Raw genomic sequence first — 13,709 nt, forward strand, 5'->3', positions numbered from 1 at the left:
AGGATGGTCCTGATATCTTGGTGGCCCCAGGTCCATACCCTGGGGCCGCCCCCTGTTATTCACGCACGACGTAGGTATAGAAGCGGATGCGGCCATCGGCATCCTGCTTGCGATAAACGCCCTGGATTTCATTATCGAAGCCGGGGAACAGGTTGGCCCCCTTCTCGAACACCCGCATATAATCGATCATCGGCTTGGCTTGTTCCGTCAACCGCTCGCCCGGCAGCACGGTGGCGATGCCGGGCGGATAGACCAGCATCAGCGTGGTGGCGATGCGGCCCATCACCTGATCCAGCGGCACGAAATCCACCTTGTTGCGCACCAGATGCTTGGCGGCGACATGCGGCAGCATGGCCATTTCCGGCAGATGTTCGGGGCGGAACTGCTGGCGCTGCAGGCTGCTGATATTATGCTCGCGGTAGAAGCTGTGGATATCGCGGCACAGGTCGCCCAGGCGCACGCCATTATAGCGCGGCGCGCGGCGGCGGACGAAATCGGGCATGATCTCATCCAGCAGGGCATTATCATCATGCAGCCGCTTGAAGAAGATCAAAGCGCTCATCAGGCCGCCGGCCTTGCTGCTTTCCACGCCGGGGGTCAGCAGGAACAGCAGTGAATTCAGATCGTTCTTTTCCGGCACGATCTGGTTTTCGCGCAAATATTCCGCCACCACGGGGGCGGGCACGCCCTGTTCCAGATAGGCCCCGGTGCGCCGGTCGAAACCGGGGGTCAGGATGGTCAGCTTGTTGGGGTCGGTCATGGCGTAATCCGGCCCCAGATGGCTGAACCCGTGCCAGCTCCGCCCCGGTTCCAGCATCCAGTGCGACGGGTCGCGGGCCAGATCGTCGGTCGGCACATCTTCCCAGCGCATGTCCCGCCCTTCGAAGCGGGTGAGATCGGGCACGAATGGGTCAAAAAACCATTGGCGGGCGGGATCGCTTTCCTTGTCCAGGAATTCCCGCGCGATGGCGCGCAGCTTCTTGCGCGTCTCAATCCCCAGCCGGATGGTGTCGTCCCACAGCACTTCGCCCGACTTGCCCTTCATCATCTGCGCGCCGACATCCAGCGAGGCGAAGATGGGATAGAAGGGGCTGGTGGAGGCGTGCTGCAGGAAGCTTTCATTGAAGCGGCGATGTTCGACGCGCCGTTCAATATCGCCGATATGCTTGTCCTTCACATGGATCTGGGAGGCTTGGCTGAAGCTGGCCAGCTGCTTGTGCGTGGATTGGGTGGTGATGATGCCGGGGCTGTCGGGCCCCAGATTCTTCACGCCCATGCCATAACGGCCCTGGAACAGGGGATGGAACTTCATGAAGCCGGCCCAGGCCTCATCAAACAGGATGTAATCACACAGCGGGCCCAGCTTCTGCACCAGCAGATCGGCATTATTGATGGTGCCGTCATAGGAACATTGCTGGATCACCGCCACGCGGAAGGGGCGCGGCTTCTTCCAGGCATCGGGATCCTTCACCCAGGGGTTGGTGCGGATCTTCTCGCGGATTTTCTCCTCGTCCAGCGCCTCATAATCGATCGGGCCGATCAACCCATGGGCGTTGCGGTCGGTTTCCAGGAAGATGGGCGTGCCCTGGCCCAGCAGCAGGGCACCATGATGGGCGGCCTTGTGGTTGTTGCGGTCGAACAGGACCAGATCGTCCTCCGCCACCAGCGCGCCCAGCACCACCTTGTTGGATGCCGACGTGCCGTTCAGCACGAAATAGGTGCGCTCCGCCCCGAAAATCTTGGCGGCTTCCTTCTGGGCGCGCAGGGCCGGCCCTTCATGCACCAGCAGATCGCCCAGATCGACGACGGAATTATCCAGATCGTCGCGGAAGATCGCCTCGCCCAGATGTTCCACGAAAATGCGGCCGATGGGGCTGCGGCTATAGAAGATGCCACCATTATGGCCCGGGCAGGTCCACATCTGGTTGCCTTCTTCGGCATAATCCACCAGCGCGCCGAAGAACGGGGTCTTCAGGGTTTCGGCATATTGGCGCAGGCGGCTGATCAGGTTCTTGGCGATGAATTGCGGCGTCTCCTCGGCCAGGAACACATAGCCGTCAATCTCCCGCATCACCTCCACCGGGATATCTTCCAGCCGCTTGCGCCGCACCAGCAGCACGATGGGCATTTCCAGCCCGCGCGACCGGACCAGGGAGATCAGGGCGGCGGCCTTGCCTTCCGACCAGCGCTTGCCCCAGTCCAGCACCATGCAGCCGATGGCAGCATCGGTGCGGATGGCCAGTTCGGCATCCTCGATGCGGCGCGCCTTGGTGACTTCAAAGCCCAGCCGCTCCACCTCGCTGATAATGTCGTGCAGCCGTGTGCCTTCCAGCTCATCGGCCTCAAAGGCGGGGGCACAGACCAGGAAATTGAAGCGGCGGAAGAAATCCATCTGGGAGGCTCCGTGGGACTGACGCTAGAGAAACCGGCGCGGCGGAGGAGGGGAACATGTTGCGGCGGTGATCGCAAAAGAAGTTTCAAAGAAACTTCATGATCCAGCCGGCGCACCGGGAATGCTGGGGCAGAGGACTGACGGAACGGGCGGAAAAGTTCAATGGCTGAAACCGTTTCCCGCTGCATCAAAAGGTGACTGTGACGCAGTTACCCGCCCCCCGCCGCGCGCTACAAGATTTTCAGGAATGATCGATCGGCGCCGGGACAGGAGAGCGAACATGCGTGACAAGGCCAGCACCCATCACGATGTCATCATCATCGGGGGCGGCCCGGCGGGGCTGGCCTTTGCCCGCTCGCTGGCCGGCTGTGGCCTGGATATCACCATCATTGAACGCCAGCCGCTGGAAGCCCTGGCCGATCCGGCCTTTGACGGGCGGGAAATCGCCCTGACCCACCGGTCCGCCGGCATCATGGCAGCACTGGGCGCCTGGGACCGCATTGATCCGGCGGAAATCGCCCCGTTGCGCAAGGCGGTGGTGCTGAATGGCGGCTCCCCCTTCGCGCTCAGCTTTGGCGGGGAAGCGGAGGGGCAGAACAGGCTGGGCCATCTGGTGCCCAACCATTTGATCCGCCGCAGCCTGTTCCACAGCGTGGCAGGGCAGGAAAGGCTGAGCCTGATCACCGGCCAGGCGGTGACGGAGGTGCGGGCCGACCGTGACCAGGGGCTGGTGCGGTTGGCCGATGGGCGCTGTCTGACCGGGCGGCTGTTGGTTGGGGCCGATTCGCGCTTCTCCGACGTGCGCGGGCGGCTGGGCATCGGGGCGGAGATCAACCGGCTGGGCCGGTCCATGATGGTCTGCCGGGTGGAACATGATGGCGACCATGGCGGGGTCGCCACCGAATGGTTTGAACATGGGCACACCATGGCCATGCTGCCGCTGAACGGCCGGCTGTCCTCGGCGGTGCTGACCCTGCCGACGGCGGCGATGGACCAGCTGATGCGGCTGTCGCCGGCAGCGCTGGGCCAGGATTTGACCCAGCGTTACCGGGAACGGCTGGGGGGGATGCGCCCGGTCAGTGCGCCTTATGTCTATCCGCTGGCCACCACCTATTCCCATAATTTCGTCGGCACCCGTGCGGCGCTGATCGGTGATGCGGCGGTGGGGATGCATCCCGTCACCGCCCATGGTTTCAATTTCGGCCTGCAGGGGCAGGAGACATTGGCCGGTCTGATCCGCGAGGCCGCGGAGAAGGGCCGCGATATCGCGGCACCGCTGCTGCTGCGCCGGTATGAGATGCAGCACCGGCTGGCCACCCGGCCGCTTTACACCGCCACCAACCTGATTGTCGGGCTTTATACCGATGAAAGGCTGCCGCAACGGCTGGTCCGCCACGCCGCCCTGCGCGCCGCCGCCGGCCTGCCGCTGATCCGCCAGGGCGTCACCCGGCTGCTGATGCAGCACCGGTAAAAGAAAGCCCCCGGAAGCGGCACTTCCGGGGGCGTTTTCTTTATGCCAGCGCGATGACGCTGGCCGGGGCGCGGGCGGCCTGTTCCAGCACGAAATCCGCCAGGGTCTGGCACAGCGGATCATCATCGCCGGCCGCCCCGCTGCTGACCCCCAGACAGCCGAGATAAAGCGGCTGCGGATCGTTGGGCACCAGCAGGGCGCGGGAGCCCTTATAGGCGCACAGGCCCGGCATCCCCGCCAGTTGCGGGTTGAAACCCTGGCCCCAGATATCGGAGCCATAGCCGATCTGTACCGCCGTGCTGGCCTTGGCAAAGGCGGTGCGGTCGGCGGTCAGCACTGTGGCAGGATCGGCATAGGACAGCACCACCCGGCCCAGCGGGTTGATCAGGCAAAAGGCAAAGCGACCCAGCGCCTTTTCCACCGCGAAGCTGAAAAAGCGCGGCAGGAAGGCGGGGTTGAAATCGGCCAGCGTCACCGGCACGCCGGGCGTATCCTTGGCCACACGCACCAGGGTCTGAAAGGGGGCGGGTGTCATCTTTCTCTCCTTATACAAGTGGCGGGAAATATTGCCCGATGGTCACTATTTCCCGCCCCTCAATCGCCGGCGTCGCCATCCGGCGACTTGGCTACGCGGCACGTGCCGCGCGGCGGCGGTCGCCGCCGTACCCACGGTCATAATTGATGACCGTGGGTATGTTACTGCCGTTCTGCCGCACTGGCATCGCGGATGGCGCGGAATTCGGCCTCCTGGCTCCAGTTCGGCCAAATGCGGCTGTCGGCCAGATTGCGACCCACGGCATAGAGCAGGCCCAGATCCTGGCGGGTACCTTCCAGGTTCCAGTCCGGGGACCATTCATCGGCCTGCTGGTGATATTTCGCCTTCACATAGGCATCACCCCAGGCCTTGCCCGCTGCCTTGCCCCCCTCGATCAGATCATCCCCGGCACCGTAAGAGATGGCGGGCACGCCCTGCTTGGCGAAGGGGAAATGGTCGGAGCGGAAGAAGCCGCCGGCTTCCACCTTCGGGTCGGGCGTATAGGTGCGCTGGCGCTTGGCCCCCTCCGCGATCAGCAGATCCAGCAGGTCCAGCTTGGCTTGGCCGGAGATGGTGAAATCCTTGGCCGGGCCGGGGCTGATCACCGAGTCCATGTTCAGCACACCCACCGTGCGGGCCAGCGGCCAGACCGGGTTGGCGGCGTAATAGCTGGAACCCAGCAGGCCCTTTTCCTCCGCCGTCACCGCCAGGAACAACACCGACCGGGTCGGGGCCGGGGCCGCCTTATAGGCGCGGGCCAGTTCCAGCAGGGCGGCCGTGCCGGATGCATTATCCACGGCGCCGTTGAAAATGCGGTCGCCCCTGGCATCGGGCGCGCCGACGCCCAGATGGTCCCAGTGGGCGGAATAGATCACTGTTTCATCGGCATGGAGGGTGCCGGCGATCCGGCCCAGCACATTCTTGGAAATGATGGTTTCCGGCTTCACCTGATAGGCGGCATCCAGCGTGGCCTTCAGGGCCACGGGCTGGAAATCGGCACTGCGGGCGGCCACGCGCAGTTTTTCAAAATCCAGGCCCGAGGCCTTGAACAGCTCGACGGCCACGTCACGCTGAATCCAGCCTTCCAGCGGGCTGTGGGCACTGCGCGGCTTGTCGCGCACAATGTCGAACATGGTGTTGGTGTTGGAACTGGCCACCGTGGCCCAGCCATAAGAGGCGGCATCGGTTTCATGCACGATCAGGGTGCCGATGGCCCCCTGGCGGGCCGCTTCCTCAAACTTATAGGTCCAGCGGCCGTAATAGGTCATGGCCTTGCCGCCGAATCGGCCTGCCGGCCCTTCGAAATCCGGGTCATTGACCAGCACGACCATGATTTTGCCGCGCAGATCGACGCCCTTGAAATCATCCCAGTCGCGTTCTGGTGCTTTGACGCCATAGCCGACAAAGACCAGCGGCACATCTTTCAGCGATACGGCCGTGTCACCGGTCAGCGCCGCGCGCACGGCGATTTCCTTGCCCTGGCTCAGGGCTTTCGCCTTACCATTCACTGTCAGGCTCAGGCTGGGTGCGCCGGTAATGTCGGATTTCAGCAGCGGTACATCCTGGGTCCAGCTGCGCACGCCGTTGGCCCCCTGCGGCCCGCCCGGCTCCAGCCCGGCTTCCTTCATGCGCTGGATCAGGAAATCGACGGTCTTTACCTCACCCGCCGATGCGGGGGCGCGGCCTTCAAAGGCATCGCTGGACAGGGTGCGGATATCGCCGCTGAACCGCTGCATATCGAATGTGGGTTCGGCGGCCTGTGCGGCAAAACCGGCGCAAAGGGCGACGGATGCCAGCAGGAAACGCTTCTTCATAGGCTGGAAACTCCATTTGGTCCCAGTCCCTGTTATCAGGCCTTGCCTCTCCCCGCAAATATCCGGGGTCCAGGGGCCTCGCGGCCCCTGGGATTTTATTGCTTTTTACTCTTCAATCGGCCGATAGCGGGCCTTATAGGCCGCATCGACCGCCGCTTCCTCATCCTGGGCGCGGCTTTCCTTGATATGGTTCAGCAGCGCATAAAGCGCTTCCTGCACCCCCTGGCCAGAGGCGCCGGACATGACCAGCACCGGCTTCTTGGCCGAACGGCGCAGCTTGGTGCGCTTGAACTCGATCTCTTCTTCCGACAGTGCATCGACCTTGTTCAGCACCACCACTTCCGGCTTGTCGGCCAGCCCGCCGCCATACATGCGCAATTCACGCCGGATGGTGCGATAGGCCAGCTGCACATCTTCCTGCGTGCCATCCACCAGATGCAGCAGCACACGGGTGCGCTCCACATGGCCCAGGAAGCGGGTGCCCAGGCCGTGGCCTTCATGGGCACCTTCGATCAAACCGGGAATATCGGCGATGACAAATTCCTCATCACCGGCCTTCACCACGCCCAGGTTGGGCACCAGGGTGGTGAAAGGATAATCGGCAATCTTGGGCCGCGCGCGGGAGACGGCCGCCAGGAAGGTGCTTTTGCCCGCATTGGGCAGGCCCAGCAGCCCGGCATCGGCGATCAGCTTCAGCCGCAGCCAGACCCAGCGCTCTTCCCCCGGCCAGCCGGGGCCGAAATTGCGGGGCGCGCGGTTGGTGCTGGTCTTGAAATGTTCGTTACCGAAGCCGCCATCGCCGCCTTTCAGCAGCACGATTCGCTGGCCCACCTCGGTCATGTCGGCGATGACGGTTTCCTGATCCTCGTCCAGCACCTGGGTGCCGACGGGCACGCGCAGCACCGCATCTTCCCCGCGCCCGCCAGAACGGGAGGAGCCCATGCCATGGCCGCCGCGCTTGGCCTTGAAATGCTGCTGATAGCGGTAATCGATCAGGGTGTTCAGCCCATCGACCGCCTCAATCACCACATCGCCGCCCCGGCCGCCATTGCCGCCATCGGGGCCGCCATTGGGGATGAATTTTTCCCGCCGGAATGCCACCGCACCGGGCCCGCCATCACCGCTTTTCAGGAAGATCTTGCACTGATCGAGGAACTTCATGACGACACCACGGGATGGAAAACGGCAGGAACAGGCCTTTGGCGCGGGACCGCTGCCTGAGGACGCTGGAAAGCATAATCAAAAACAAAACAAATCGGGGGAACGGTTTCCCGCTCCCCCGACCGGACTCTTTTCTGGTGCTGCCGGCCGGGGCCGGCGGCGGACACCTTACTCGGCGGCGATCGCCGGGGCGTCTTCAACAACCAGCTCGTTGACCGCAACGAAGGTGCGACCCTTCAGGCCGGTCTTGAACTCGACATTGCCGTCGACCAGCGCGAACAGGGTGTGGTCCTTGCCGATGCCGACATTGGCGCCAGCATGGAACTTGGTGCCGCGCTGACGAACCAGGATGTTGCCAGCCAGAACCAGCTCACCGCCGAAGCGCTTCACGCCCAGACGGCGGCCAGCGGTATCGCGACCATTGCGGGACGAACCGCCTGCCTTTTTATGTGCCATGGATCTTACTCCTCAAACGATAGCTTCAAGAAGGCGCTCAGGCCTGGATACCGGTGATACGCAGCACCGTCACTTCCTGACGGTGACCGTTCTTACGGCGGTAGTTCTGGCGACGCTTCTTCTTGAAGATGATGATCTTGTCATTGCGGTCCTGGGCAACGACTTCGGCCGTCACAGCGGCACCGGCAACCAGCGGCGACCCGACAGTGGTGGTGCCAGCATTGCTCACCAGCAACACTTCGTCCAGCTTCAGCGAGGCGCCAGCCTCGCCGGCCAGCTTTTCAACACGAATGACGTCGCCGGCCGCGACCTTGTACTGCTTACCGCCGGTGCGGATGACTGCGAACATTCTAACCACCACTTCTTCAAAGATCCGGGAAACCCCGCAATTGGGGCGGTCCCTTTCATTGTAGCCGCACAAAGGAAATCGGCGACCCGAAAGAGCCCCGTTCCAGAGGCGCGGGAATATACCCGCCATGACGGCCCTGTCAACCGGGAACCGACTCTCTGCCTAGGGTTTTGGCCCTTCATCCGATGCAGGGGTGCCGCCGCAGGATCGCATGAAGCCATCGGCGCGATGGTAACGGTGCGTCATAGCCCCCACCGACCAGCATCGGAGCGTATTGAAGATATCATGAAAAGACCTGTTGCATCACCCTTTGGCTTTGTGTAGGTTCCCCGCCACTTCGCAGCGACGGCCGGGATTGACCATCCCCGATACGGCCTCACGCGGGGTTATGCGGAGAGGTGGCGGAGTGGTCGAACGCGTCGGTCTCGAAAACCGAAGTACCCGCAAGGGTACCGTGGGTTCGAATCCCACCCTCTCCGCCATTCAATCCAGCCATTATCCTCTACATCTCCTGGCTTGCCCCAGCGGCTTTGCGATGCCACGCTGACGCCTTCGCCCCCGACCGGAGCCGTTTTGCGGTGATCGACAAGCTGGAATTCTTCATCGCGCTGGCCCGCGAACAGCATTTCGGCAAGGCGGCAGAGGCGTGTGGCATCACCCAGCCCACCCTGTCCGCCGGCATCAAGCAATTGGAAGACACGCTGGGCGTGCTGCTGGTCAATCGCGGTGCCCGTTTCATGGGGCTGACGCCGGAGGGTGACCGCGTGCTGGATTGGGCGCGGCGCATCGTCAGTGATACCCGCGCCATGCGGCAGGAGGTTCATGCCCTGCGCCATGGGTTGATGGGGCATTTGCGGCTGGCCGCCATCCCCACCGCGCTGGCCATGGTGTCGGCCCTGACCACGCCTTACCGGGAACGCCATCCGGGGGTGCATTTCTCCATCCTGTCGCGCACCTCGCAGGAGGTGCTGGGCATGTTGGAGAATCTGGAGATCGATGCCGGGCTGACCTATCTGGATAATGAACCGCTGGGCCGGGTACGTTCCATCCCGCTCTACCGCGAACATTACCGTCTGCTCACCTCCCGCGATAGCCCGCTGGGCGACCGCGATCAGGTCACCTGGGCGGAGGTGGGGCATATCCCGCTCTGCCTGCTGACGCCGGACATGCAGAACCGCCGCATCATCGACCGGTTGCTGCTCGGCGCCGGGGCCCGCCCGGCGCCGACGCTGGAGAGCAATTCGATGATCGTGCTGTTTTCCCATGTGCGCACCGGCAAATGGGCCAGCGTGATGCCGGAGGTGCTGGCCAGCACCCTGGGCCTGACCGACCCGATTCGCGCCATCCCCATTGTGGAGCCGGATGCCGTACACACGATCGGGCTGGTGGTGCCCAACCGGGAACCGATGACGCCGCTGACCGCTGCCCTGGTGACAGAGGCCCGGCGCTTTGCCCGCAGCCATGTGGAAGGCGGCGGTACTTTTTAAGGGGTGGCCTCCCCTTAATCATGCGGCGGCCCCAACCGGCCCAGCAGCCGCGACCCGGCATCATCCCCCAGCACATCGGCCAGGGAATAGCGTTCCAGCACCGCGAAGAACGCATCCAGCGCCAGATCCAGCGGCCCCGGCAGGCGGCAGGCCCCCGCCAGTTTGCATTCCGCACAGCCCACCAGATCGATCTGGCCTTCCGTATGGCGGATCAGCTTGCCGATATTGATCTCCCCGGCCGGCATTCCCAGCCGGATGCCGCCGCTGCGCCCGCGCGATGACAGGATATAGCCATGGGTGGCCAGATCGCTCACCACCTTCATCAGGTGGTTCTGCGAAATCTCATAGGCGTTGGCGATCTCCCCGATGGAACAGAGCCGGTCGGGATGGGCCGCCAGAAACAGCATGACGCGCACGGCGTAATCAGAAAATCGGGTCAGGCGCACGGCCGCTCCTAAACATGCATCTATATTGCATCTTATATCGCTTCCTGATATATAGCATCTCAGATGCATGATTTGCAGTGTGGATGAAGCGGGCGGCCATGATTGGCGCGCCACCGGCCCGCCGCGATCCGCCCTGATCGGGCATTTCTGCTTTTCCTGGCTTCATTTCATTCCCTCGGCCTTGTGCCGGCGGGAACGGGCTTTTTGCGCCCGCAATCCAAGGATGACCCCCATGCTCACCCCCGACCAGACCGTGATTATCAAGGCCACCGTTCCGCTGCTGGAAAGCGGCGGGGAGGCGCTGACCACACATTTCTATAAGATCATGCTGGCTGAACATCCGGCGGTGCGGCCGCTGTTCAACCAGGCGCATCAGGCCAGCGGCACCCAGCCGCGCGCCCTGGCCAATGCGGTGCTGCAATATGCCCGGCATATCGACAATTTGGGCGCGCTGGGCGCCTTGCCGGCCCAGATCATCCAGAAACATGTGGCGCTGCAGATCCAGGCCGAACATTACCCGATTGTCGGTTCCTGCCTGCTGCGCGCCATCCGGGAGGTGCTGGGGACGGAGATTGCCACGGATGCGGTGATTGATGCCTGGGCGGCGGCCTATGGACAATTGGCCGATCTGCTGATCGGCGCGGAAGCCGGCGAATATGACAAGCTGGCCCAGGCGGCCGGTGGCTGGCGCGGGGCGCGGCCCTTCCGCATCGCCCGCAAGCAGCCGGAAAGTGCCGAGATCACCTCCTTTTATCTGGAACCGGTGGATGGCGGCCCGGTGCTGGCCCACCAGCCGGGCCAATATCTCGGCCTGCGGCTGGTGATCGATGGGCAGGAGGTGCGGCGCAATTACTCCCTGTCCCAGGCGGCCAATGGGCGCGACCTGCGCATCAGCGTGAAGCGGGAACCAGGCGGGCTCGTCTCCACCCATCTGCATCAGGTGCTGGGGGTGGGGGATGTGCTGGATGTCTTCCCGCCGGCCGGGGCTTTCACCTTGCAGCCGGGAAGCGATCCGCTGGTGCTGATCAGCGGCGGTGTCGGCATCACCCCCACCCTGGCCATGGCAGAGGCGGCGCTGGCGGCTGGCGGGCGCGACGTGCTGTTCATCCATTATGCGCGCAATCCGGCCGTCCAGGCTTTTGGTCCCCTGCTGGCCGCCTGGGCGCGGGACCATGGCCGTTTCACCGCCCATCTGGTGCATGAGGAAGGGGGCACCCCTGGCAACCCGGCGGGCCGGCCGACCCTGGAGCAGTTGCGCGCCTGGGTGCCGGCAACGGCGGATGCCTATTTCCTGGGGCCAAAACCCTTCATGGCCCTGGTGAATAAGGCTTTGGCCACCATTGGCGTGCCGGCGGAGCGCCGCCATTTTGAGTTTTTCGGGCCTGCGGAAGCGCTGGGCTGAACGGTGAGGGGGCTCAGGGGTTGATCCCCGCCCCCAGGCGCAACAACTCAGCCATTGTGCGGGCGGTGCGGCGGATATTCGCTGCCGCATCGTCCAGCGCCTTTTCCAGGGTACAGGGGCCGGGCACACAACTGACCATGGCGCAGATGCCGGTTTCGCGCAGCCGCTCGGCCCCATCCCCCAGGCTGCCGGCGATGGCGATCACCGGCTTGCCCTGTGCTGCTGCCAGCCGGGCCACCCCCACTGGCACCTTGCCATGCAGGCTCTGCCCGTCCAGCCTTCCTTCGCCGGTGATGACCAGATCGGCCCAGGCGATCCGGTCCTGCAGGCCGATGGCCTGGCTGATAATATCCACCCCTGGCCGCAGCGTTGCGCCCAGGAAGGCGTGCAGCCCGGCGCCCAGGCCGCCGGCGGCCCCACCGCCGGGCAGATTCGCCACATCCAGCCCCCTCTGTCGCCGGATAATCTCGGCCAGATGGGAAAGCGCCGCATCCAGCCGCTGCACCATGGCGGCATCCGCCCCTTTCTGCGGTGCGAAAATGGCCGATGCCCCTTGTGGCCCGATCAAGGGATTATCCACATCGCAGGCCACCTCCACCCGGCACGCCTGCAGCCGTGCATCCAGCCCCGTCATATCAAGCCGCGCCAGTCGCGTCAGCGCACCGCCGCCAAATGGCAAATCCCTGTCTTCGGCATCCAGCAGCCGGATCCCCAGCGCCTGCGCCATGCCGGCACCCCCGTCATTGGTGGCGCTGCCGCCGATCCCGATGATCAGGTGCCGGGCCCCCTGGTCCAGCACGTCGCGGATCAACTGGCCGAGGCCGAAGCTGGTGGTCTGCGACGGGTCGCGCCGGGCCGGTGGCACCAGCGCCAAACCGGCGGCGGCAGCCATTTCGATGATGGCCGTCTGGCCGCTCACCCCATAACAGGCCATGACCGGTTCCCCCAGCGGGCCGGTGACACTGATCTGGCGGATCTGCCCATCCAGGGCCGCCACCATGGCCGCCACTGTCCCTTCCCCCCCATCGGCCATGGGGGCGATCCGGCAGTCGGCGGTGGGAAGGGCGTCGCGGATGCCGGCCGCGATCTGCTCCGCCACGGCCTGTGCGGCCAGGCTTTCCTTGAAGGAATCCGGGGCAATCAGGATTTTCATCGGGGGTTCCTTCCTGATGGGGGGCTTCACCTCCTTATATCACCGACAACGCCACGGCGGCTTTCCGCTTCCCGTCCCGTCGCCCGATGCCGAAAAAGAAGGGCAGCAATTTTCTTCAAAAAACCTGTTGCAACGTCGTTCGTCCCCGCCTATACAGCGCCTCCCACGACGGCGGGCCGGATGGTTTGTCAAGTTGTGGGGCGGGGTGGTGGTGGTTTTGGCCAGTATCACCGACGGTTCTTGGAAGGTTTCGGCCTTCGGACAAGTGGAATGATCTATCGTGCTGTTGGGTGAGCTGTTCGCCAGACTTGGGTCTGGTGGATGTTTTGCTTGATGGTCCGTTGACCGGTTTGGTTCTGTGCTTTTTGTAGCGCTTCGGCGCTGCGGAGAAAAAAGTTTGGAACGGTGAAAAAAACGGTTGACGGGTTGGTTGGAGGTGTTTAGAAAGCGCTCCACCAACGACGGCGGCGCCGCTGCCGACGATGGATTTGCAGTCTCTGGCGAGTGCGCTGGTTGGCTGCGCGGCATGAACCTCCTGCTTTTGTGGGTGCCGGTGTCGACTGGGTTTCCGGTCGGGATGAAGGGTTTTCGGCTTTTGGGCCGGGTTCTTGGACAAGTAAATCGATTGAGAGAAGGGATGCGCAGGCGGCGTGTCCGGGGAATGAGCGGAAGTCAGGCTCGTTTTTCGGGTATCGTTGAATGTGCATCTTGCAAGCAAGCATGCTCTGAACGCTGTCCATTGGTGACAGTGGATGGCCGGATGAATGCTTAGGTAAGGTGTTGTTTAGTACGATACCCGTCTTTGAGATCGCTGGTCATTTCGGTGACTGGCTGGTCGCATAAAACCTGAGAGTTTGATCCTGGCTCAGAACGAACGCTGGCGGCAGGCCTAACACATGCAAGTCGAACGCATCGCAAGATGAGTGGCGCACGGGTGAGTAACACGTGGGAATGTATCCTTTGGTTCGGAATAACGTTTGGAAACGAACGCTAATACCGGATGAGCCCTACGGGGGAAAGATTTATCGCCAAAGGAGCAGCCC

The 13,709-nt window shown here is 63.6% G+C and carries 11 protein-coding genes, 1 tRNA gene and 1 rRNA gene; 5 read left to right on the forward strand and 8 right to left on the reverse strand.

The annotated features are described in order from the left end of the window. Positions 1-55: 55 nt before the first annotated feature. Positions 56-2,392, reverse strand: coding sequence for an Orn/Lys/Arg decarboxylase N-terminal domain-containing protein (locus tag PCJ49_RS13965; protein ID WP_269911435.1), 2,337 nt, complete (start codon positions 2,390-2,392; stop codon positions 56-58). Positions 2,393-2,672: 280 nt separating this feature from the next. Here PCJ49_RS13965 and ubiM point away from each other — a divergent pair, with 280 nt between their 5' ends. Then, on the forward strand, positions 2,673-3,863 hold the full coding sequence (ubiM, locus tag PCJ49_RS13970; RefSeq protein WP_269911436.1) for a 5-demethoxyubiquinol-8 5-hydroxylase UbiM: 1,191 nt from the start codon (positions 2,673-2,675) through the stop codon (positions 3,861-3,863). A gap of 40 nt (positions 3,864-3,903) precedes the next feature. Here the strand turns inward: ubiM and PCJ49_RS13975 are convergent, their stop codons facing one another. The 5 genes from PCJ49_RS13975 to rplU all read right to left on the reverse strand — a co-directional run bounded on the left by PCJ49_RS13975 (position 3,904) and on the right by rplU (position 8,178). Continuing rightward, positions 3,904-4,398, reverse strand: coding sequence for a hypothetical protein (locus PCJ49_RS13975; RefSeq protein WP_269911437.1), 495 nt, complete (start codon positions 4,396-4,398; stop codon positions 3,904-3,906). 161 nt (positions 4,399-4,559) lie between these two features. Next, the gene (locus PCJ49_RS13980) at positions 4,560-6,212 is read right to left on the reverse strand and encodes a M28 family metallopeptidase (RefSeq protein ID WP_269911438.1); all 1,653 of its coding nucleotides are present in this window, start codon (positions 6,210-6,212) and stop codon (positions 4,560-4,562) included. 105 nt (positions 6,213-6,317) lie between these two features. Then, on the reverse strand, positions 6,318-7,373 hold the full coding sequence (gene obgE, locus PCJ49_RS13985; protein WP_269911439.1) for a GTPase ObgE: 1,056 nt from the start codon (positions 7,371-7,373) through the stop codon (positions 6,318-6,320). Between the two features lie 168 nt (positions 7,374-7,541). Then, entirely contained in the window at positions 7,542-7,829 is a 288-nt protein-coding gene (rpmA, locus tag PCJ49_RS13990; RefSeq protein WP_089290616.1) for a 50S ribosomal protein L27, read from the reverse strand. A 37-nt stretch (positions 7,830-7,866) separates the two neighbouring features. Then, positions 7,867-8,178 (reverse strand): 50S ribosomal protein L21, encoded by a 312-nt coding sequence (gene rplU, locus PCJ49_RS13995; RefSeq protein ID WP_089290617.1) that lies wholly within the window; start codon positions 8,176-8,178, stop codon positions 7,867-7,869. A gap of 392 nt (positions 8,179-8,570) precedes the next feature. Here rplU and PCJ49_RS14000 point away from each other — a divergent pair. Together PCJ49_RS14000 and PCJ49_RS14005 are read left to right on the forward strand one after the other, a co-directional pair. Beyond that, positions 8,571-8,660 (forward strand) — tRNA-Ser (locus tag PCJ49_RS14000). A 96-nt stretch (positions 8,661-8,756) separates the two neighbouring features. Continuing rightward, on the forward strand, positions 8,757-9,665 hold the full coding sequence (locus PCJ49_RS14005) for a LysR family transcriptional regulator (protein ID WP_143271177.1): 909 nt from the start codon (positions 8,757-8,759) through the stop codon (positions 9,663-9,665). A gap of 14 nt (positions 9,666-9,679) precedes the next feature. Here PCJ49_RS14005 and PCJ49_RS14010 read toward each other — a convergent pair whose 3' ends face one another. Beyond that, a complete protein-coding gene (locus PCJ49_RS14010) occupies positions 9,680-10,111 on the reverse strand; it encodes an Rrf2 family transcriptional regulator (protein ID WP_269911440.1) in 432 nt (143 codons plus the stop codon). A 232-nt stretch (positions 10,112-10,343) separates the two neighbouring features. Here PCJ49_RS14010 and hmpA point away from each other — a divergent pair, with 232 nt between their 5' ends. Next, positions 10,344-11,513, forward strand: coding sequence for an NO-inducible flavohemoprotein (hmpA, locus tag PCJ49_RS14015; RefSeq protein ID WP_269911441.1), 1,170 nt, complete (start codon positions 10,344-10,346; stop codon positions 11,511-11,513). Positions 11,514-11,526: 13 nt separating this feature from the next. On the opposite strand, the gene PCJ49_RS14020 is transcribed toward hmpA, so the two are convergent. Then, positions 11,527-12,666: a glycerate kinase gene (locus PCJ49_RS14020; protein ID WP_269911442.1), complete on the reverse strand. Its 1,140-nt coding sequence runs from the start codon at positions 12,664-12,666 to the stop codon at positions 11,527-11,529. Between the two features lie 842 nt (positions 12,667-13,508). Here PCJ49_RS14020 and PCJ49_RS14025 point away from each other — a divergent pair. Then, positions 13,509-13,709: ribosomal RNA gene (locus tag PCJ49_RS14025) — 16S ribosomal RNA — on the forward strand; the annotation flags it as partial.

Origin of the sequence: Niveispirillum sp. BGYR6, from assembly GCF_027568365.1 — a bacterium.
Taxonomy (GTDB): domain Bacteria; phylum Pseudomonadota; class Alphaproteobacteria; order Azospirillales; family Azospirillaceae; genus Niveispirillum.